19 protein-coding genes are annotated in these 19034 nt (G+C 72.5%); 5 read left to right on the top strand and 14 right to left on the bottom strand.

The window, feature by feature from the left end; all coding sequences use genetic code 11:
- Position 1 precedes the first annotated feature (1 nt).
- Complete coding sequence (locus FLX07_RS12215; RefSeq protein WP_229689573.1) at positions 2-1339, bottom strand: Tm-1-like ATP-binding domain-containing protein; 1338 nt, start codon at positions 1337-1339, stop codon at positions 2-4.
- 13 nt (positions 1340-1352) lie between these two features.
- Here FLX07_RS12215 and FLX07_RS12210 point away from each other — a divergent pair, with 13 nt between their 5' ends.
- Complete coding sequence (locus FLX07_RS12210) at positions 1353-2744, top strand: aminotransferase-like domain-containing protein (RefSeq protein ID WP_142570758.1); 1392 nt, start codon at positions 1353-1355, stop codon at positions 2742-2744.
- An 83-nt stretch (positions 2745-2827) separates the two neighbouring features.
- Here the strand turns inward: FLX07_RS12210 and FLX07_RS12205 are convergent, their stop codons facing one another.
- The 9 genes from FLX07_RS12205 to FLX07_RS12165 all read right to left on the bottom strand — a co-directional run bounded on the left by FLX07_RS12205 (position 2828) and on the right by FLX07_RS12165 (position 11787).
- A complete protein-coding gene (locus FLX07_RS12205) occupies positions 2828-3586 on the bottom strand; it encodes a sugar isomerase domain-containing protein (RefSeq protein ID WP_208762179.1) in 759 nt (252 codons plus the stop codon).
- A gap of 11 nt (positions 3587-3597) precedes the next feature.
- A complete protein-coding gene (locus FLX07_RS12200) occupies positions 3598-4341 on the bottom strand; it encodes a GntR family transcriptional regulator (RefSeq protein ID WP_142570754.1) in 744 nt (247 codons plus the stop codon).
- Positions 4335-5177, bottom strand: coding sequence for an ROK family protein (locus FLX07_RS12195; protein WP_142570752.1), 843 nt, complete (start codon positions 5175-5177; stop codon positions 4335-4337). The genes FLX07_RS12200 and FLX07_RS12195 overlap by 7 nt, the downstream gene beginning before the upstream one ends.
- Positions 5174-5998, bottom strand: a complete 825-nt coding sequence (locus FLX07_RS12190; RefSeq protein ID WP_142570750.1) for a carbohydrate ABC transporter permease — start codon at positions 5996-5998, stop codon at positions 5174-5176. Before FLX07_RS12190 ends, FLX07_RS12195 begins: the two co-directional genes overlap by 4 nt.
- Positions 5995-6900: a carbohydrate ABC transporter permease gene (locus tag FLX07_RS12185; protein WP_142570748.1), complete on the bottom strand. Its 906-nt coding sequence runs from the start codon at positions 6898-6900 to the stop codon at positions 5995-5997. The genes FLX07_RS12190 and FLX07_RS12185 overlap by 4 nt, the downstream gene beginning before the upstream one ends.
- The gene (locus tag FLX07_RS12180; protein ID WP_208762178.1) at positions 6897-8216 is read right to left on the bottom strand and encodes an extracellular solute-binding protein; all 1320 of its coding nucleotides are present in this window, start codon (positions 8214-8216) and stop codon (positions 6897-6899) included. The genes FLX07_RS12185 and FLX07_RS12180 overlap by 4 nt, the downstream gene beginning before the upstream one ends.
- A 136-nt stretch (positions 8217-8352) precedes the next feature.
- Positions 8353-9705 carry a hypothetical protein gene (locus FLX07_RS12175; protein ID WP_142570746.1) on the bottom strand — a complete coding sequence of 451 codons (1353 nt, stop codon included), beginning with the start codon at positions 9703-9705 and terminating at the stop codon, positions 8353-8355.
- A gap of 112 nt (positions 9706-9817) precedes the next feature.
- Positions 9818-10984 (bottom strand): 3-hydroxy-9,10-secoandrosta-1,3,5(10)-triene-9,17-dione monooxygenase oxygenase subunit, encoded by a 1167-nt coding sequence (gene hsaA, locus FLX07_RS12170; protein WP_142570744.1) that lies wholly within the window; start codon positions 10982-10984, stop codon positions 9818-9820.
- A gap of 62 nt (positions 10985-11046) precedes the next feature.
- A complete protein-coding gene (locus FLX07_RS12165; RefSeq protein ID WP_142570741.1) occupies positions 11047-11787 on the bottom strand; it encodes a TetR/AcrR family transcriptional regulator in 741 nt (246 codons plus the stop codon).
- Between the two features lie 113 nt (positions 11788-11900).
- Between FLX07_RS12165 and FLX07_RS12160 the strand changes: the two genes are divergently transcribed.
- The 3 genes from FLX07_RS12160 to FLX07_RS12150 are packed head-to-tail and all read left to right on the top strand — an operon-like array spanning position 11901 to position 16037.
- Positions 11901-12491 (top strand): NADPH-dependent FMN reductase, encoded by a 591-nt coding sequence (locus FLX07_RS12160; RefSeq protein WP_142570739.1) that lies wholly within the window; start codon positions 11901-11903, stop codon positions 12489-12491.
- Position 12492: 1 nt separating this feature from the next.
- A complete protein-coding gene (locus FLX07_RS12155) occupies positions 12493-14235 on the top strand; it encodes an ABC transporter ATP-binding protein (protein WP_142570737.1) in 1743 nt (580 codons plus the stop codon).
- Complete coding sequence (locus tag FLX07_RS12150; protein WP_142570735.1) at positions 14232-16037, top strand: ABC transporter ATP-binding protein; 1806 nt, start codon at positions 14232-14234, stop codon at positions 16035-16037. The genes FLX07_RS12155 and FLX07_RS12150 overlap by 4 nt, the downstream gene beginning before the upstream one ends.
- A gap of 186 nt (positions 16038-16223) precedes the next feature.
- Here the strand turns inward: FLX07_RS12150 and FLX07_RS12145 are convergent, their stop codons facing one another.
- From FLX07_RS12145 to FLX07_RS12130, 4 genes are all read right to left on the bottom strand, one after another.
- Complete coding sequence (locus FLX07_RS12145) at positions 16224-16562, bottom strand: TraR/DksA family transcriptional regulator (RefSeq protein ID WP_142570732.1); 339 nt, start codon at positions 16560-16562, stop codon at positions 16224-16226.
- On the bottom strand, positions 16549-17337 hold the full coding sequence (locus FLX07_RS12140) for a rod shape-determining protein (protein ID WP_167748213.1): 789 nt from the start codon (positions 17335-17337) through the stop codon (positions 16549-16551). Before FLX07_RS12140 ends, FLX07_RS12145 begins: the two co-directional genes overlap by 14 nt.
- Positions 17334-17702 (bottom strand): TraR/DksA family transcriptional regulator, encoded by a 369-nt coding sequence (locus FLX07_RS12135; protein WP_142570729.1) that lies wholly within the window; start codon positions 17700-17702, stop codon positions 17334-17336. The genes FLX07_RS12140 and FLX07_RS12135 overlap by 4 nt, the downstream gene beginning before the upstream one ends.
- A gap of 310 nt (positions 17703-18012) precedes the next feature.
- Complete coding sequence (locus FLX07_RS12130; RefSeq protein WP_142570727.1) at positions 18013-18384, bottom strand: hypothetical protein; 372 nt, start codon at positions 18382-18384, stop codon at positions 18013-18015.
- Positions 18385-18620: 236 nt separating this feature from the next.
- Between FLX07_RS12130 and FLX07_RS12125 the strand changes: the two genes are divergently transcribed.
- Positions 18621-19034, top strand: coding sequence for a hypothetical protein (locus FLX07_RS12125; protein ID WP_142570725.1), 414 nt, complete (start codon positions 18621-18623; stop codon positions 19032-19034).

Genomic DNA, 19034 nt, shown 5'->3' with positions numbered 1-19034 from the left:
CTCATTCTCCAGTTCGGCGTGCGAAATCGGACGCACTGATGAGGCGGTGCAGGGCTTGCGCCGCGGTCCGGCCGAAGCCCGGATCGTTGATGGCGGCGTCTACGTCGTGGACGGGGACGCCGGTGTCCTTCAGTGCGTCCCGCAGCGCGGTGAAGCAGGCGGCGTCGGCGTCGGGGTCGGCGAAGGGCCCGCCTTCGACGTCGATCCCGGAGACGCCCTTCGCCGGCAGGTAGACCTCCACGGGCCCGGTGGCGCGGCGGAGCTTGTCGCCGATCCTGGCGCCCAGCGCCGCCATCTCGTCGCGGGTGGTCCGCATGAGGGTGACCGTGGGGTTGTGCACCAGGAACCTCCGGTCCGCGAACCTTTCCGGGACGGTGTCCCGGGGCCCGAAGTTGACCATGTCGAGCGCGCCGACGCTGACCACCTGCGGGATGCCGGCCCGCCCGGCCGCCTCCAGCCGGTCGGGGCCGGCGGTGAGCACCCCTCCGACGAGGTCGTCGGCCAGTTCGGTGGTGGTCAGGTCGAGGACGCCGTCGAGCATGCCGGAGGCGGCGAGGGCCTCCATCGCCCGCCCGCCGGATCCCGTGGCGTGGAAGACCAGCACTTCGTATCCGAGGCCGGTCAGTTCGTCGCGGGCCTCGTCGACGGCGGGCGTGGTGAGCCCGAACATCGTGGCGGCCACGAGCTTGCGCTCGTCGCCGATGTCGTCCCCGCTCTCGCCGCGGACCCGCGCGTACCGCTGGGCCATGCCGGCCACCGCGGCGGCGGCGTTGCCGAGGACCGCCCGCGAGAGCCGGTTGATGCCGGAGATGTCCACGACGGAGTACATGAGGGTGACGTCCACGTCTCCGACGTAGGGGCGGACGTCGCCCGAGGCCATCGTCGAGACCAGCAGCTTGGGCACTCCGACGGGCAGGGCCTGGAGCGCCCGGGCGGCGACCGACGAGCCGCCGGAGCCGCCGATCGCGAGCAGCCCGTCGAGACGCCCCTCGTCGAGCAGCCGCCGGACGATCACGGCGGCGCCGGTCGCCATCGCGTCCATCGCGGCGCCGCGGTCACCGGCGTCGCGGAGCCGGTCGAGCTCGGCGCCCGCCGCCCGCGCCACCTCGTCCGCACCGATGTCGGCGAGCTCCGCCCCGTGGGCGAAGGTGCCGACGTTGATCAAAAGCACGTCGCAGCCCGCGTCGCGCAGTTGATCGCGGACCCAGCGATACTCCTCGGTCTTGGTGTCCAGCGTTCCCAGCAGCACCACCGTCGCCACCGCGACCTCCCTGTCGTCGTCGACCTGCGCGTACGGTCGAGGATGTCCGCCCGTCGCGGCATCGGCCAGGCCAATCACGCAGAATTGGTCCATGGCACGTGCGGAACATGTCGACAGCGCCGCGTTGGCCCGCCTGATCGGCGGGTGGCGGACGGAGGACGTGCCGCTGCCGCACGCGCTCGCCGGCGCGCTCGCCGAACTGATCGCCGGAAACGTGCTGGTCGAGGGGGCCGCGCTGCCGCCGCAACGCGCGCTGGCCGCCGCGCTCGGGGTCTCCCGCGGGACCGTCGCCGAGGCGTACGCGGAGCTGGCCGCGCGGGGGCGGCTGACCTCCCGGCAGGGGTCCGGGTCGCGCGTGCGGCGCGGCCGCGGCGCGGGAGGGGATCACGTCGTCGAGGGACGGCTGGCGTCCTTCGGCCGCACCCGCCGCCCCGTCGAGCTGGACCTTTCCAGCGGCGCCCTGCCCGCCCTGTCGCTGGTGCGCGACGCCGTGTCGGCGGTCGACCTGCGCGAGCTCGACGTCTATCTCGCGGACGACGGCTACTACGCCGCGGGGCTGCCCCGTCTCCGCACGGTCGTGGCCGAGCAGTACACCGTGCAGGGGCTGCCCACCGCGCCCGACCAGATCCTCGTCACCTCCGGCTCCCAGCAGGCCGTCTGGTTGTGCGCGTCGTCCCTGGTCGCGCCGGGAGACGAGGTCCTGGTCGAGGAGCCGGGCTACCGGGGCGCGATCGAGGCGTTCCGTACGGCCGGGGCGCGGCTGACGGGGGTGCCCGTACGGCAGGACGGCCTCGATCTCGACCACCTCGAACGGGTCGCGCATCGGGCCGCCCTCCTCTACTGCCAGCCCGCGGCGCACAACCCCACCGGGATCAGCTGGCCGGCGGCGGGCCGGGAGCGGCTCAGTGAGATCGTCGGCAGGCACGGCGTGCTGACGATCGAGGACCGATCCTGCGCCGACCTCGTCCTCGACGACCGCGGGGTGCGGCCCCCGCTGCCCGAGCCGGCGGATCCCGGCTCGGTGGTCCGCATCGGCACCGCGTCCAAACTGCTCTGGGGCGGGCTGCGGGTCGGGTGGATCCGCGCGGAGCGTCCGATGATCACGCGGTTGACGCAAACCAAGGCGGCACTGGACCTGGCGGCTCCGGTGCTCGACCAGATGGTGACCGCCGAACTCCTGGCGCAGGCCGACCGGGCCCGGCGGGAGCGCTCCCGGCGCCTGCGCGCCCATCTCGCCGAGGCGGCGGCGGTCCTGGCGGAACGACGCCCGGCGTGGCGGTGGACGCCGCCGCACGGCGGCACGGCCCTGTGGATCGACACCGGAACCGACGCCGTCGCCCTGGCCGGACGGGCACGCGAGAAGGGCGTGCTGGTCACCGCCGGCCCGGCCTTCTCCCCCTCGAACGCGCAGCGTTCCCGGCTGCGGCTGCCGTTCTGGAGACCCGTGGAGCAGTTCGCGCACGCGGTCGAACTGCTCGAATGAGGAAGGGCCTGACCACCGGCTACGGCGATCAGGCCCTCGGACATCGGCCATCAGACGTCGGCCGTCGGCCGTCGGCCGTCACCTCACCGCCGGTCGCGGCCCTCGGCAGCGTGCAGGCGGCGCTGGTGGTCGGCGAACACCTCGTCGTTCGACGACACGGTGGCCCCGGGCACGGTCGGGGAGACGAACGTCGGCACCACGACGCCCCGGCCGGCGAGCACGGCGGCCGTCCGGGTGACGATCTCGTGGCTGACCACGCTGGCCACCACCGTCGAGGCGCCTCCTGTCGGACGGTCCCAGCCGTCCACCTCGATGATGGCGTCCTGCACCGGCACGCCGGTGTCGATCGTGACGTCGCAGATCTCCGCGATCCGCCGGCCGCTGGAGTGCTCGGCCGGGCGTTCGAGGTTGGCCACCGAGGTGACCGCGACGGTGAACAGGCCGCGCTCGGCGGCGTACATGGCCGCCTCGACGGGCGCCGCGTTCCTGCCGCCGTGGCTGTAGACCACCATCACGTCGCCGGAGGCGAGCGGCTCGTGGTCCAGGTACTGCTTGATGTACCCCTCGGTGCGCTCCAGCCAGAGCAGTTCGCGCACACCGCCCGGCCCCAGCACGTTGTGCCACATCAGCCGGGGATCGGTGAGCGGGTGGATGCCCGCGAAGCTGCCGTACCTGGGGAAGGCGTCCATGGTGGGGATCACCGAGTGGCCGCTGCCGAACAGGTGGATCAGGCCGCCGTTCTGGATGGCGTCCGCGCAGCGCTCGGCCACGGTCGCCAGGGCCTCCTCCTGCGTGGAGTCGAGCCGGTCAAGGATGGACATCAGGGTTCGGGTGTAACTCACGGGAGTTCCTTTCATGAGGTCCGCAACGCCAGTCGCACGCGGTATCGGTCACCGCGCATGACGCTGCGTACGTGTTCGAACGGGCCATGGGCGTCGAAGGTGAGGCGTTCGACGTAGAACGCGTGGGCGCCCGGGGCCACTCCTAAGGTCGTGGCGTCCTCGTCGAGCACGCCGCCGACCGTGAAGGTCTCGACGGCCTCGCGCGGGACCAGCCCGTAGCGCTCGTTGAGGGTGCGGTAGAGCGACCGGTCGGTGAAGTCGATGTCGGCGAGACCCGGAAACCGGTCGAGCGGGAGGAGCGCGGTCTGCACGCCCACCGGCCGGGAGCCGTCGGTCCTGAGCCTGCGCAGCCGCAGCATCCGGGCGTCGGCCGGCAACTGCATCTCGGGGGGCAGATCCTCCTCGCCCGCCGTGACGACCGTCTGGCCGAGGACCCGCGAGCCCGCGCTGTGGCCGAGCTGCGCGAGCTCGGCGGTGAAGGACGTGACCCACCGTGCGCCGGCGGTCAGGCTCGTGTCGCGGACGAAGGTGCCCCGGCCCTGTTCCCGGACCAGCACCCCGCGGTCGACCAGCCGGGCCACCGCCTGCCGGACCGTGACGCGGCTCACGCCGTACGCCTTGCCCAGCTCCTCCTCGGTCGGCAGCCGCTCGCCGGGCACCCACTCGCCGACGTCGACGCGTTGCTGCAGGCTCCGTTCGACCTGCAGGTAGAGAGGCACTCCGGAAGTGGGGTCCAGCCTGTTGACGATCACCATTCCTCCGTTCTGGCGATGAGGAGTGCCCCCACGACGCCCGCCCGGGAGCCCAGGGCGGCTGGCCGCACGGGCACCCGGCGGCCGTCGGGTGAGGCGAACCTCGCGACATGCCGCTGCAGCGGAGGGCCGAGGACGTCCATCGCGTCGGCCAGCCCGCCGCCGATGAGAATGATCTCGGGATCGATCGTGCTGGCGACAGCCGCGACTCCCCTGCCGAGGCGGGCGGCGTACGCGTCGAGCGCGGCGCGTGCCCGCTCGTCCCCCGCGCGGGCCGCCGCCACCAGGGCGGGGCCGTCGCGCAGCGAGGAGCCGGAGGCGGCCTGCTCGAACGGGCCGTGCGCCGAATCGTGAACCGGGTCGTCCGGCATGCCGGCCGGCAACCAGCCCCACGATCCGGCGCTGCCGTGGACCCCACGCCAGATCCTGCCGTCGATCAGGAGGGCGCCGCCGATGCCGGTCCCGACGGCCAGCAGAACGGCGGACCCGACCCCCTTGGCCGCGCCTTCCGCGGCCTCGGCGAGCAGGGTGAGGTGGCCGTCCAGGCCGAGCCGCACCGGCGCGTCGAGGCGCGCCTCCAGGTCCTCCCGCAGCGGACGGCCCTCCAGCCACGGCAGCGCGGGGACGAACAGCGGCCCGCTCTCGCCGGAGGTCCCCGGCAGGCCGACCCCGACTCCCGCCGGTCGTGCCGTTCCCGCGCAGAGCCCGGTCACCTGGGTGAGGAACGCGTCGTAGGAGCCGGCCACCGGAGCCGTGACCAGCTCGCCGCGTCCGTCCGGCGTCTCGGCCAGGACCCGTACGGAGGTGCCGCCGACGTCGATGCCGACGAACGTCGTCATCCCTTCACCCCCGTCCGGGAGATGCTCTGCACGAACACGCGCTGGGCGAGCAGGAACACCACGATCGTGGGCACGCTGGCGATCAGCGCTCCGGCCATGACCACGTTCTGGTACTGCACGCTCGTGCTGTAGGACAGCAGTCGGCTCAGCGCGAGGACGACGGGGAACTTGTCGTCCGATTGCAGGATCGACAGCGGCCACAGGAAGTTGTTCCAGTAGAAGACGAAGGCGAAGATCGCGAGGCTGACCAGCGCGGGGCGCAGCAACGGCGTGACGATCTGCCAGACGATGCGCGCCTCCGAGGCGCCATCCAGCCGGGCGGCCTCGATCAGCTCCTCGGGAACGTCCGCGATGAACTGCCGCATCAGGAAGATGCCGAAGGCGTTGGCCAGCCAGGGCAGCATCACGCCCAGGTAGGAGTCGGCCAGGCCCATCGTGGAGACCAGCCAGTACAACGGCACCAGGGTCACGATCGGCGGCAGGAACATCGTGGCGACGACCGACCAGAAGAGCAGGTCGCGGCCCCGGAATCGGTACTTCGCGAACACGAAGCCCGCCATGACGCTGGTCACCAGGACCGACAGCGTGGAGACCCCGGCGATCAGGACGCTGTTGAGGAAGGCGCTGCCGAAGGGGACGGCCTTGAAGACCTCGCCGAACGCGGAGAGCGTCACGTGGGACGGGAACCAGGTCGGCGGCGCCTTCTGGAGCTCTTCCGGACCCTTCAGGGCCGAGATGACCATCCAGTACAGGGGGAACAGCGGCACCAGGATGACCAGCCCGAAGGCGAGAGCCGTGGCCGCGCGTACCGTCCGCCTCATGACCGTCCCTCCGCCGCCGTCCTCCGGCGCATCGCCGCGAGGACGACGCCCGCGACGGCCACCAGCACGAGCAGCAGGCTGAAGGCCATCGCGCTCGCCTGGCCCGCCATCCCGTTCTGGAACGCCGCCCGCTGGATCGCGTACGACAGGACCGTGGTGCTCTCGGCCGGCCCGCCCTGGGTGAGGATGTAGACGGGGTCGAAGACCTGGATCGCGTTGATCGCGGCGATCAGCACGATGAACGTCGTCGTACGGCGGAGCAGGGGCAGCGTGACGCTGAACGTCTGCCGCCAGAAGCCGGCGCCGTCGATGCGGGCCGCCTCGTACACGTCGTCGGGGATCTGGGTGAGCCCCGCGATGACCAGGATCGTGTAGTAACCGGTCATCTGCCAGACGTGGAAGACGCCCAGGGAGAGCAGCGCCGTCTGGGGGTCGCTCAGCCAGGCGGGCGAATCGATCCCGACAGCGCCGAGCGCCTGCGAGAGCGGGCCGTAGTCGGGCGCGTAGAGCGCTCCCCAGACGATCGCGATGGCCACCGTGGGGATCACGTAGGTCGAGAACAGAGCGGCCCGCGCCACCCCCTTGCCCGCCATCTTGGGGAAGTAGAGCAGCATCCCGAGCGCCAGGGCCAGCGGAACCGTCGTCACCAGGACGATCACGACGTACACCAGGGTGTTTTCGAGCGCGTTCAGGAAGTCGTCGCTGTGCAGCAGGTCCGCGTAGTTGCCCAGGCCCCGCCACGTCATCTGCGACAGCGGCGTGTACATCGACCAGTCGTGCAGGCTGATCCAGAACGTCAGGGCGATCGGCACGGCGACGAACAGGACGATGACCGCCATCGCCGGCGAGAGGAAGGCGATCGCCGCCCCCCGCCTAGCGGTGTGGGACGTCTGGACCGTCATGCCCCGGCCTTGGCGAGGATGGCGGCGACCTCGTTCTGCGCCGCGGTCATCGCCTGCTGCGCGGTCTCCTTGCCGAACACGATGTTCTCGATGTGCTTCTGCACGGCCTGGCTCATGGCCTCGCCGCCCAGCACGGTCGGGAAGGGCTTGGCGTTCGGCAACTCCGCGACGTACGCCGCGATGAACGGGTCGGACAGGTCGGCCTTGTGCGCCGTGAGGTCACTGGTCCTGCTGGGCAGGATGCCCATCGACATCAGGATGTCGCCCATCGCGGACGATCCGCCCTTGCCGCTGTCGGGTCCGTTGAGGAACTGGAGGAACTTCCACGCCGCGTCCTGCTTGGCCGGCGAGGCCTTGCCGTTCACCATCGTCAGCCAGGAGTAGGACACGCCCGCCGACGCCGTGCCGTCCGGGCCGACCGGCACCGGCGCCACGCCGATGTCGGAGTAGCGGTCGCCCATCGCCTGCTTGAGCGAACTCTGCCACCAGTTCGCCATGATGATCATGCCGGTCTTCCCGTTGACGAAGTTGTCGAGGTACGGCCCGGTCGTGTTGGCGTTGGCGCTGCTCATGGACGGCTGGGTGGCCCCGCTCTTGACGAGGTCCGCGTAGAGCTGCGCGGCGGCCACGACCTTCGGGTCGTCCAGCTTGGGAGTGCTGCCGTCGAGCAGTTGCCCGCCGTTGGAGTTCACCAGCGACAGCCAGGGGTGGACGGCGCCCGAAGCCCAGCTCGTGATCACGCCGAGGCCCTGCTGCGTCACCTTGTCGCCGTCGCGCTTGGTCAGCTTGGCGGCGTCGGCCACCAGCTCGTCCCAGGTCTTGGGCGGCGCGGGGATGCCCGCCTCGGCGAACAGCTTCTTGTTGTAGTTGAGCGCGTAGAGGTCGACCTCGTTCGGATAGCCGCGCACCTGGCCCTGCTTGGTGACGTCGTCGACCATGTTGCCCGGCCAGCCCGCCTTGACGTCCGCTGCCGCCCCCGAGGGGGCGGAGGCGGCGAGACCGTCCCGCACCAGTTCGGGAAGCCAGAGGTCGTAGATGCCCGCGATGGTGGGACCGTTCGGGCTCGAGCCCTGCGTCCTCAGCGTGCTGAGCAGATTGGCGAACGGAACCGGCCGGATGTCGACGGTGACATCGGGATTTTTGGTGTGGAACGCGGCGGCTGCGGCCTTGAGCGCCGTCACCTGCTCGGGTCCCCAATGGGTAAGGAATGAAATCGTCTGCGGGCCGCCGGCCGCTCCGGAATCACCCGAGCCGCCGCATCCGGCCAGCGCGAGCGCCAGCACGGCACCTAGTGAGATCGCTCCGACAGTTCTCAAGGGGGTCGCCTCCTCCCCGCTGTACGCCGCCGCCGACCGGGCGTCGTTACATCGTTATGTTGTTATAACGAATTTTGGGCGAGAGGGGAAGATAGTGGCCAGGACTTAACCTGGATTTTGCGTCAGTACGGGAGCGTCACCGGCGTGCGGAACGTCGCACGCGCGCAGTGAAGACCGGGGCGGCGACGGCCGCAGCGAGCACGGGCAGGCCGGCGGCCAGGGCGGCGATCCACGGCCACGGCGTGGCGAATCCCGCCCGGGGCGGCGGCTCCCACGCGGAGGAGGTCGTGACCGGCCACGCCAGGAGCAGGCCGGCGAGGCATCCTGCGGCCACACCCACCGCCGTGCCGATGGCGGCGGCCAGCGCCGCACGGCGCGCGGCGGCCTGCCACGACCGCGCGTCCGAGCCTCCGGCCGCGGCCAGCGCGCCCGCGAGCGCGACGACGACCGCGGCCACGACGACGATCCGCCAGTCGGACGGAGGCTGGTACCCCCGTTCGACGTATGTCTGCGCCACGCCGCCGAGCGACCGGTCCAGCCGCCGCTGCTCGGTCACGGAAGTGGAGTGCACGGAGGGATCGACGATCAGCGCATCAGGTCTGAGGTCCTGGCCGAGGCCCCGGAAGACCTTGGCCGGAAGGAAGACCTCCTCCACCGAAGGATCGGCGGGCCTGACGACGACCGCGGGGACCTGCTTGACCACCGGTGCCGTGTCGTCATCCTGGCCGAAGAGGCTGTACTCGATCGTCATGGAGGCGACCTCGGCGTCGCCGGTCGTGACCACCACGGCCGTGTTCTCCTCGTAGGGCGTCGACGGGTCTCCGGTGAGATAGCGGAGCAGTGCGCCGTCGCCGATGACGCCGGATGTGACGAAGCCGTCCTGCTCCGGCAGATCCGCGCCGTCGGCGTGCAGGCTGTAGGGCCGGATCTCCCGGTGGCGGTAGGTCTGGACGACGGGAACACCCGGCAGTTCGCGCCGCACGGCCGCGAGCGCGGCCGGCGCGTCCGCCTCGGAGAAGTAGCGTACGAGGAGGGCGCCGGGCCGGGCCTCGGGTCTGTAGTCGGCCCTGTTCTGTGACGTCGCGGCGGCCGCCACGATCACCACCGTGACCGCGAGGGCCGTGGCGGACATCGTCGCCGCGATCCAGGGCACTGTCCGGGCACGATCACGCGCGAGAACGGACCATCGCCCCGCGACCCCCAGCAGCAGTGCGAGGAAGGGGCCCAGGCCGAGAAGGACCAGGGCACCGCCCACTATGGTCACCAGCAGGGTCACGGCCGATCCGAAGTCGTCGTAGTGCACGTCTTCGTGCGTGGACCACGCGGCGAGCGCCATGATCACGCAACCGCCCACGAGGAGCGCCGATCCCCAGACCGGGGGACGCCGGCGTACGAGCGCACCGGGGGCCGACGGGACCGACCGGGCCGCGAGCACCATCGAGCCGAGCCCGAACCCCGCGAAAAGGAACGTGAGGATCTCCAGCGCCACGTCTGCAGCGTATGGCCCGAGACCGATCCCGGGCCATCACGGCGGTGAACAGTTGCCTGCCAACGGTCCGTGCCACTCGGTGGGACGAGCGGGCGCCGTCGTCTCCGGCGGTTCAGATCAGGTTGTCCTCGACCGTCAGGCCGAACTCGCCCTTGCCGTACATCGCGAGGGCCCGCTCCACGTCGTTGGCCACGTGGACGCTGCCCGCGTGGGCGTCGCGCCAGGCCCTCTCGATGGGGTTGCCCCGGCTGAGAGAGTTGCCCCCGGCGGTCTTGAACAGGATGTCGATCGCCTCCAGCGCCCGCTCGGTGGCGCGCACCTGGTCCCTGCGCGCCCGCAGCCGCAGCTCGGCCGGGATCGTCTCGCCCCGCACCGCGTGCTCGTACACCTCCCGCACGTTGCGGTCGGTCTGCAGGATCGCCGCGTCGATCTCCGACGCCGCCCGGGCGACGGCGACCTGCGCGAACTGGTCCTCGGTGAACCGGGCGCCGCCCAGGCTGAGCCGTACGCGGTCGCGCATCGCGCTCACGTACGACCGGTAGCAGCCGGCGGCCATCCCGATGACCGGGGCGGTGATCGTGGTGGTGAACACGGTGCCGAACGGGATGCGGAAGAGCGGGCCGGTGTTCACCTTCTGGCCGGGGCCGCGCAGCTGCGCCATCTCGTGGTTGCGCATCACGCGGTGGGCGGGCACGAAGGCGTCCTCGACGAGGATGTCGTTGCTGCCCGTGCCGCGCAGCCCTATGACGTCCCACACGTCCGCGATGAGGTAGTCGGAGCGGGGCACCAGCACGGTCATGAAGTCCACCGGCCTGTCCTGGTCGCCGAGGACGAGGCCGCCCAGCATCGCCCACGACGCGTGCTCGCAGCCCGAGGAGAACCGCCACCGGCCGGACAGCCGATAGCCGCCCTCGACGGGAACGAGCCGTCCGACCGGCGCGTACGACGAGGAGATCAGCGCGTCCGGGTCGCCTCCCCACACCTCGTCCTGGGCGGCCTCCTCGAACAGGGCGAGCTGCCAGGGGTGCACGCCGAGCACGGCGACGGTCCAGCCGGTGGACCCGCACACCGCCGAGATCTCCCGGACCACCTCGTAGAAGCTCACCGGATCGCCTTCCAGGCCGCCGTACCTCTTGGGCTGCAGCATCCGGAAGACTCCGGCCCGGGCCAGCTCACTGATCGACTCCGCCGGGACCCGCCGGTCCTCGTCGGTGGACCGGGCCCGTTCGGCGATCTTCGGCAGCAGCGCCCGAACCGCGTCCAGGACCTCGTTGCTCATCTGGGAGTCCTCCGTGTCACGCTCGCCGGTCAGATGCCGTCCATGATGGCGGTGCCGCGTTTTCAGATGGGCAGCCGGGCCGCGATGCCGTCGAGGACGCTGTCCAGCCCCAGCTCGAACTGCCAGTCGTCGTCGTCCTTCCTGACGCCCTGGCGGATGTAGCGCTCGAACGCGGGATAGCGGCCCGACTCCAGCAGCCACTTCATTCTCGATGAATAGAGGCTGCGCAGGTCGTCCATCTTCTCCGCGCCCTCCTTGCGCATCAGCCTGACCATCCTGATCCGGGCGGTGGTCGCCCCGGTGACGAACGCGGTGACCGTGCCGATCACGGTCATCGCCGTGTCGGCGTCGAGACCGAGACCGTCCAGCGAGGCGAGGAGCCGGTCGGTGCGCGCGACGAAATTGGGGGTCAGCGGCCCGGCCTGGGCCGTGGTCTCGACCAGCCAGGGATGGCGCAGGGTGAGAGCGCGCAGCCGCAGGGCGGACACGCGCAGGACCTCCCGCCAGTCCCCGCCCTCTCCGGCCCGCGCTTCCTCGGCGTAGACCGCGTCCACCATCAGCTCGATCACGTCGTCCTTGCCGCGCACATAGCGGTAGAGGCCCATGGTGGCGACGCCGAGCCGCTCGGCCAGCCGGCGCATCGAGACCGCGTCGAGCCCCTCGGCGTCGGCGATCTCCACGGCCGCCGCCGCGATCTGCGCGTGGGTCAGCGCCGCGCGGGGAGGCCGGGCGGGACGCTCCATCCGCTGCCAGATGGACTCCTGGGCGCCGTCGTCCGCATCGTCCGTCTTCTTCCCGGCCATCGTCGCGTTCCTCCCCGGTTCGGTGTGTACATCGTACTCCCACTTGTACGCCGTACACATCTGCGCGTACGTTGTACGCGTTGCGTACGACGTACTCATCTCGTGGAGGAAGCATGTCCGGAGAAGACCGGCTCAATGTGGCGATGATCATCGGTAGCGTCCGGGACGGGAGGGTGGCGCCCCTCGTCGCGAACTGGTTCGCCGGTCAGGCGGAGCGGCGCGACGACGTCGCGCTCGACGTGATCGACCTGGCCGAGACCCGGCTCCCCGACGGGCTGCGCGGGCACTTCGGCGGCGAGAGGCCGCAGGAGGTGACCGGGCTGCGGCCCCGCGTGGAGGCGGCGGACGCCTTCGTCGTCGTGACCCCGGAATACAACCGCAGCTTCCCCGCCGCGCTCAAACTGATGATCGACAGCTACCACCGGGAGTGGGCGGCCAAGCCCGTCGGGTTCGTCTGCTACGGCGGCATGTCCAGCGGCCTGCGGGCCGTCGAGCAGCTCCGGCTGGTCTTCGCGGAGCTGCACGCGGTGACGATCCGCGACTCCGTCGCCTTCCAGAGCCCCTGGACGCTGTTCGACGCGGAGGGGAACTGGCCGAAGGACGCGGCGGGCCCGGAGGGCGCCGCCAAGGTCATGCTCGACGAGCTCGTCTGGTTCGGCCGGGCCCTGCGCGACGCGCGGGCGGCGCGTCCGTACGGGGGCTGAGATGGGCTCCCTGCTCCGCTCCAGTCTGCGTTCCCGTCGCGGCGCCGTCTCCCTGATCGCCGTGCTCCAGATCGCGCAGGCGCTCGCCGCCCTCCTGCTGCCCACGGTCAACGCCGCGCTCATCGACGACGGCGTGCTGCGCGGCGACACCGGGCTGATCCTGCGTCTGGGCGGCGTCATGGTGGCCGGGACGCTGGCACAGGTCCTGTGCTCGGCCGTGGTGGGAGTCCTCGCCGCCAGGACCGCCGCCGCCGTCGCTCACGACCTGCGCGCGGCCGTCTACGCGAAGGTCCAGTCGTTCTCGTCCCGCGAGGTGGGCCGCTTCGGGGTGCCGTCCCTGATCACCCGCACGGTCGGCGACGTGCAGCAGGTGCAGACGCTCGTCTTCATGGGGCTGACCGGCCTGGCCGCCACGCCCATGATCTTCCTCGGCGGGGTGGTCATGGCGCTGCGGCAGGACCTGCGCCTGTCCACGCTGCTGCTGGTCGCGCTGCCCGCGCTGTCGGCCGTCCTGTGGGTGATCCTGCACCGGCTCACCCCGCTGTCGCAGGCGACGCAGCGCGGCGTCGACCAGGTCAACCGGCTGGTGCGCGAGCAGATCGCCGGGGTCCGGGTCGTCCGGGCGTTCGCCGCCGAGGACCGCGAACGCGCCAGGTTCGCCGAGGTCAACGGCGCGCTGCTGGGCTTCGCCGTCCGCGCCGCGCGGCTGGCGGCGGTGATGTATCCCGCCGGGATGCTGATCGGCAACCTGTGCGGCGTGGCGGTGGTCTGGTACGGCGGGCGCCTCGTGGACGACGGCGTCACCCAGGTGGGCTCGCTGGTGGCGTTCCTCAACTACCTGGCCGTGATCCTGGGGTCGGCCCTGCTCGCGACCTTCACCGTCCTGGCCGCGCCGCGCGCCCGGGTCTGCGCCCTGCGGGTGCGCGAGGTGCTGGAGACCGGGACGGAACCGGACGCGCCGCCGACCGGCGCCGACCGGATGTGGCAGGGCCGGACGTGGAAGGGAGAGGTCGAGGTCCGCGACGCGCACCTGCGCTATCCGGGGGCCGAGGAACCGGTGCTGCGGGGCGTGAACCTCCTCGTCCGCCCCGGCGAGACCGTCGCCGTCGTCGGCTCCACCGCCTCGGGCAAGACGACCCTGCTCAACCTCGTGGCCCGGCTGCTCGATCCGACCGGCGGGCGGGTGCTCCTCGACGGGACGGACCTCGCGTCGCTGCCCCCGGAGGAGCCGGCCGGCGTCGTGGGGCTGGTGCCGCAGCGGCCGTACCTGTTCTCCGGCACCATCGGCGGCAACCTCAGGTATGGCAGGCCCGAGGCGACGGACGCCGAGCTGTGGCACGCGCTGGACGTCGCGCAGGCGCGCGACTTCGTGGAGGCGCTGCCGGAGGGCCTGGACACGGCGCTCGGGCAGGGAGGCGCGTCGCTGTCCGGCGGCCAGCGGCAGCGCCTGACGGTGGCGCGGGCCCTGGTCGCCCGCCCCCGGGTGCTGCTGCTCGACGACCCGTTCTCCGCGCTCGACCCGGTCACCGAGCGGGCGCTCGCCGACGCGCTGGCGCGGGAGACCCGTGACGTCGCCGTCGTCCTGGTCGCCCAGCGGATCTCCTCGACCCGGCACGCCGACCGGCTGGTGGTGCTCGACGAGGGCCGCGTCGCCGGGTCGGGAACCCACGAGGAGCTGATGGCCTCGTGCCCCGCCTACCGCGAGATCGTCTTCTCCCAGACAGGCCAGGAGGTGGCCGCATGACAGCCCGGAACCGAGGCGCCGTACGGCGTCTGCTGGAGACGGCCCGCCCCGAACTCCCGCTCGCCGTGGCCGCCCTGGCCTGCGCGGCAGCGGCCGTGGCCCTGACCGTCGCGGTCCCCCGGCTGCTCGGCGCGGCCACCGACCTGGTGCTGTCGGCCGTGTCCGGGCACCACCGGGTGGACTTCGCCGCGACCGGCCGGGTCCTGCTGAGCGCCCTCGCCTGCTATCTGGCCGCGTTCCTCCTCTCCTTCGCCCAGCAGCGGGCGACCGCGACCATCGCGCAGCGGCTGGTCTTCCGGCTGCGGGAGCGGACCCAGGCCAAGCTCGCGCGGCTGCCGCTGGCCTACTTCGACGGGCGGCAGCGGGGCGACGTGCTCTCCCGCGCCACCAATGACGTCGACAACGTCGGCCAGACGCTGCAGCAGGTGCTCACCGTGGCGGTCACCGCGCTGCTCATGCTCGTCGGCGTGCTGGCGATGATGGTGTGGACCTCGCCGCTGCTCGCCCTGGTCTCGGTCGTCATGGTGCCACTGTCCGTCGTGGCGGCCAGGGTGGTCGGCAGGCGGGCCCAGCCGAGGTTCGCCGAGCAATTCGCCGCCACGGGCCTGCTCAACGCCCACATCGAGGAGACCTACACCGGGCACGCCCTGGTCGGGGTCTTCGGCCGGCGGCGCCAGGCCGTACGGGAGTTCGGCGAGCGCAACGACGCGGTGTTCCGCGCCGGGTTCCGGGCGCAACTGCTGTCGAGCCTGATCGGCCCGTCGATGTCGCTCGTCATGAACCTCAACTACGTGCTCGTCGCGGTGATCGGCGGCCTGCGGGTGGCGGCCGGCGCGCTGTCGATCGGCGACGTGCAGGCGTTCATCCAGTACTGCCTGCAGTTCGGGCAGCCGGTCAACCAGGTCGCGTCGATGTCCACCCTCCTGCAGTCGGTGCTCGCCTCGGCCGGCCGGATCTTCGAGCTGCTCGACGAGGACGAGGAGGAGCCCGTCGCCGACCCCGTCCACCTTCCGGCCACGGCCACGGGACGGGTGACGTTCGAGACCGTCTCGTTCCGGTACGCACCGGATCGTCCCCTCATCGAGGACCTGTCCCTGGTCGCGGAGCCGGGGCAGACCGTCGCGATCGTCGGCCCGACGGGCGCGGGCAAGACCACGCTGATCAACCTGCTCATGCGTTTCTACGACGTCACGGGCGGGCGGATCACGGTCGACGGGGTGGACATCGCCCGGGTGCCCAGGCAGGAGCTGCGCGCCAGGATCGGCATGGTGCTGCAGGACACCTGGCTGCGGCACGGCACGATCGCCGACAACATCGCGTACGGCGCCGGCGACGTGCCGCGTGAGCGGATCGTCGAGGTGGCCAGGGCCACCGGCGTCGACCACCTCGTGCGCACGCTGCCCGGCGGGTACGACACGGTGGTCGACGACGACGGCGAGGGGCTGAGCGCGGGCGAGCGCCAGCTCGTCACCATCGCCCGCGCGTTCCTGGCCGATCCCCCGATCCTGGTGCTCGACGAGGCCACCAGCGCGCTCGACAGCCGCACCGAGGTGCTGGTGCAGCGGGCCATGACCTCGCTGCGGGCCGGGCGCACCGGGTTCGTCATCGCGCACCGGCTGTCGACCGTCAGGAACGCCGACGTGATCCTCGTGATGGACGAGGGGCGGATCGTCGAGCAGGGCACGCACGACCGGTTGCTGGCGGCGGGAGGCGCCTACGCCCGGCTGTACCGCTCTCAACTCACCGGGGCCCAACTCACCGGGGCCCAGCCCGCTGCGTCGGACCCGGTGCCGGCGAGCTGACACCGCGGTCCGTCACACGGCCGCCGAGACCAGACACTCCACCGGCTGCTCGACGAGCTCGTGCAGCCGGGCCGCAGGTGGTCCTTCGGCAACGGCGCCACCGTCACCTGGTACGACCGGGTGCCGTCACGAACCGCCGCCCGCTCCGCCGCCGCTAGCGCGGAGCGGAGCGGGCGGCACCGGGCGTCAGCGGGCCTCGTGGCGCCGCTGGCAGGCGATGCAGTAACGGGCCATGGGCCGGATCTTCAGCCGGCCGAACGGGATGACCGCGGTGCAGTCGGCGCAGCGGCCGTAGTTTCCCTCCTCGACCCGCTCCAGCGCCTTGCACAGCTCGGCCACCGCCCGCTCGGTGGCGGCGACGTCGGCGAGCAGCGCGAGCCTGGCGGTGTCGTCGTTGCCGCCGTCGACGGCGGCCCGCAGGTCACGCAGCTGCACCTCACGCCGGTGGAGCTGCTCCTCCAGGTCGGCGCGCATCGCCTGCCTCTGCGGCTCGCTGATGGCGGTGAACTCGTCACTGGTGGTCATCGTCGATGTCCTTTCGTCCGATGGCAGAGGTGCCAGAAGAGCCAGAGGTGCCAAGCAGGCAGGCCAGCCCTCTGACGGTCGCGTTGGCGGGATCGGCCACGGGGCTGACGGTGATCCGCAGCTCCGCGCAGAGCTTGCGGGCCAGCTCCGGGTCGCGGGCGCCGCCGCCCGTGATCAGCAGGCCCTGCTGCCGGACGGTCGCCCGCAGGGCGGCGGGAACACGCGCGATCAGGTCGGCGACCATCGCCACGACGCGTTCCCGCGCGTAGGGCGGGCAGCCGGCGCCCTCCGCCGGCTCGCCCGCGCCGACCTGCCCGGCGACCTGCACGGCGCCCGCGTCGGCGATCTCTCCGGCGCGGATGACGACGGCCTCGGCGATCCCCGCTCCCGCGTCCAGCAGGAGCCGGGGCCTCGGGTCGGCGATGTCCACACCGCAGCCGACCGCCGCGGCCAGCGGCTCCTCGACGATCGCCACCCGGCAGCGGGCGGCGCTGCTGACCGCCGCGTACGCGGCCCGCCGGTCCAGTCGCGAGGCCGCGACGGGCACGCCGAGCAGGACGCGCTCCAGCGGCGGGTGCCGCTCGGTCACGGCGTCGCTCAGCGCCGTGCGGACCAGCCGGGCGCATCCCGGCATGTCGGCGACCATGCCGTGCCGCACCGGCCACCGGCGCGCCTCCGGATCGCCGCACGCCGACGGCCGCTCCCTGATCGTCGTGCTGCTGGACAGCAGCAGCCGGATCCGCGCGGTGCCGAGGTCGAGGGCCAGGGCCGTCATGCCGTCAACCGGGTCTCGCCGGCGCAGGAGGCGCACTGCTGCACGTGCGGCGCGAGCCGGAGCCGGTCGAGCGGCAGGAACACCTCGCATCGGGTGCAGGTGCCGTAGAGGCCCCGATCCATCCGCTCCAGCGCCGCCTCGATCGCGGCGACGTCGAGACGCGCCTGCCGTACGCGCGCGGCGGACGGCCGGGTGCGGGCGGCGGACGGCGCCACCTCGCAGGGGTCGTACGGGTCCCGCAGCCGGGCCAGCTCGGCCTGGGCGGCGTGGAGCCGCTCTTCGAGCAGCATGCGCAGCTCGGACAGCTGCGTCGTGTACCGCCGGCACTCCTCCATGAGGAGGCGCGGCGACCTGATCTCTGCCATAAGCGGCATCACTCCAGGTGAGGGATGAGGCGGCGCGCGAGCACGCGCGCCATCGACGCACCGATGCCGGTGCGCGAGACGGGTACGCGGGCGGACCCGCATGTGCTGATGGCCGAAACGCTCGGAGGGCGGCCCGGGGCGCGCCACGACCGCCGGGGCACGACGCGTGGTCGCGCCGCCGGACGGCTGGGCGGCTGGCGGTATGGCGAAGTGCGACGCGCCGGGCCGGCGTGGCCGGGGACGGGTCAGGCGCGCGCGGACGAGGACCGGGACGGTGCCGCGGTTCCGGCGCGCTCCGAGCGGGCTCGGGTCACAGGGACTGTGGCGGGCTGCGCGAGCCGGCGGTGCGATGCCCGGTCTGTTGCGGGCTGAGGACGATGTCCTCGTGGTGCCGGGCCTGCGCCGGCGCGGAGACGGGAGCCGCAGGCGCGGCCGCCACATTATGCGGCCGGGACGGGAACGGCAGATGCTCGGGACCGGCGGCGCCCGTCGGCAGCGTCGCCGACTGCGGCGTCCACGCCCCCGGCGTCCACACCTCGGCGGCGGCCTGCGGCATGCGCTGGGCGGGGTCGCCGCCATACCAGGCGGGCGTGGAGGCGACCAGCGCGAGGGCAAGCATCAGCAGGCCCACCACCAACGTGAAGGCGGTGGACCCGCACGTGCCACGTCGTGAGGTCGCCATGAGACCGACCATAACCCACCTTCGCGAAACGGTCATCCGCGTTTTCCGTTGCCCGTTTCTCCCTATCGGCCCCTGCCCGATTTCCGCCATTCGTAGTGCGTACCCGCATTCCGGACACGCTCCCGTCCGCCTGGGCGCGTTTTTCCGTTCCCCCTGGCGCGGGTACGGCACGCGGCACCCGCGCACGGAACTCGCTACGGTGGCCGCAAGACCGGTTCGTGGGAGGGAGGGAACCCGTGCGACGCAGGCTGACCGCCGCGCTGCTGCTCCTGCTGCACGCGATCCTCCTGACCTCCGGCGGCGTGCCGGCGTCCGCGTCCGCGACGCAGACGCCGTATCGCGCCGCCGGCGTCCACAGCGCTCACGTCGACGCCGGCCCTCGCCATCACCAGGGCTCCCAGCTCGCCGCGGGCCGCCCGGCGGCCCGCACTCCCGCGCACGCGACGCGACCGGCCCAGGGCGACCCACCTCGGGTCCAGGCGGGAGCGGGCGGCGCCGGCGCGTCCGGCGGCCCGGTCGTGCTGCCCAACCCGGCGGCGCCGCGCGGCGGCACCCGGGTCACCCGGGCCGGGCCGCACCACGACGGCCCGCCCGCCCAGTTCCCGCGCCGGCCCGCCACGGCCCGCGCTCCTCCCTCCACCGCGTACTGA

Source organism: Microbispora bryophytorum (genome assembly GCF_006874465.1).
Taxonomy (GTDB): domain Bacteria; phylum Actinomycetota; class Actinomycetes; order Streptosporangiales; family Streptosporangiaceae; genus Microbispora; species Microbispora bryophytorum.
The sequence above is the reverse complement of the archived record's forward strand: the minus strand, read 5'-3'. Positions and strand labels throughout refer to the sequence as shown.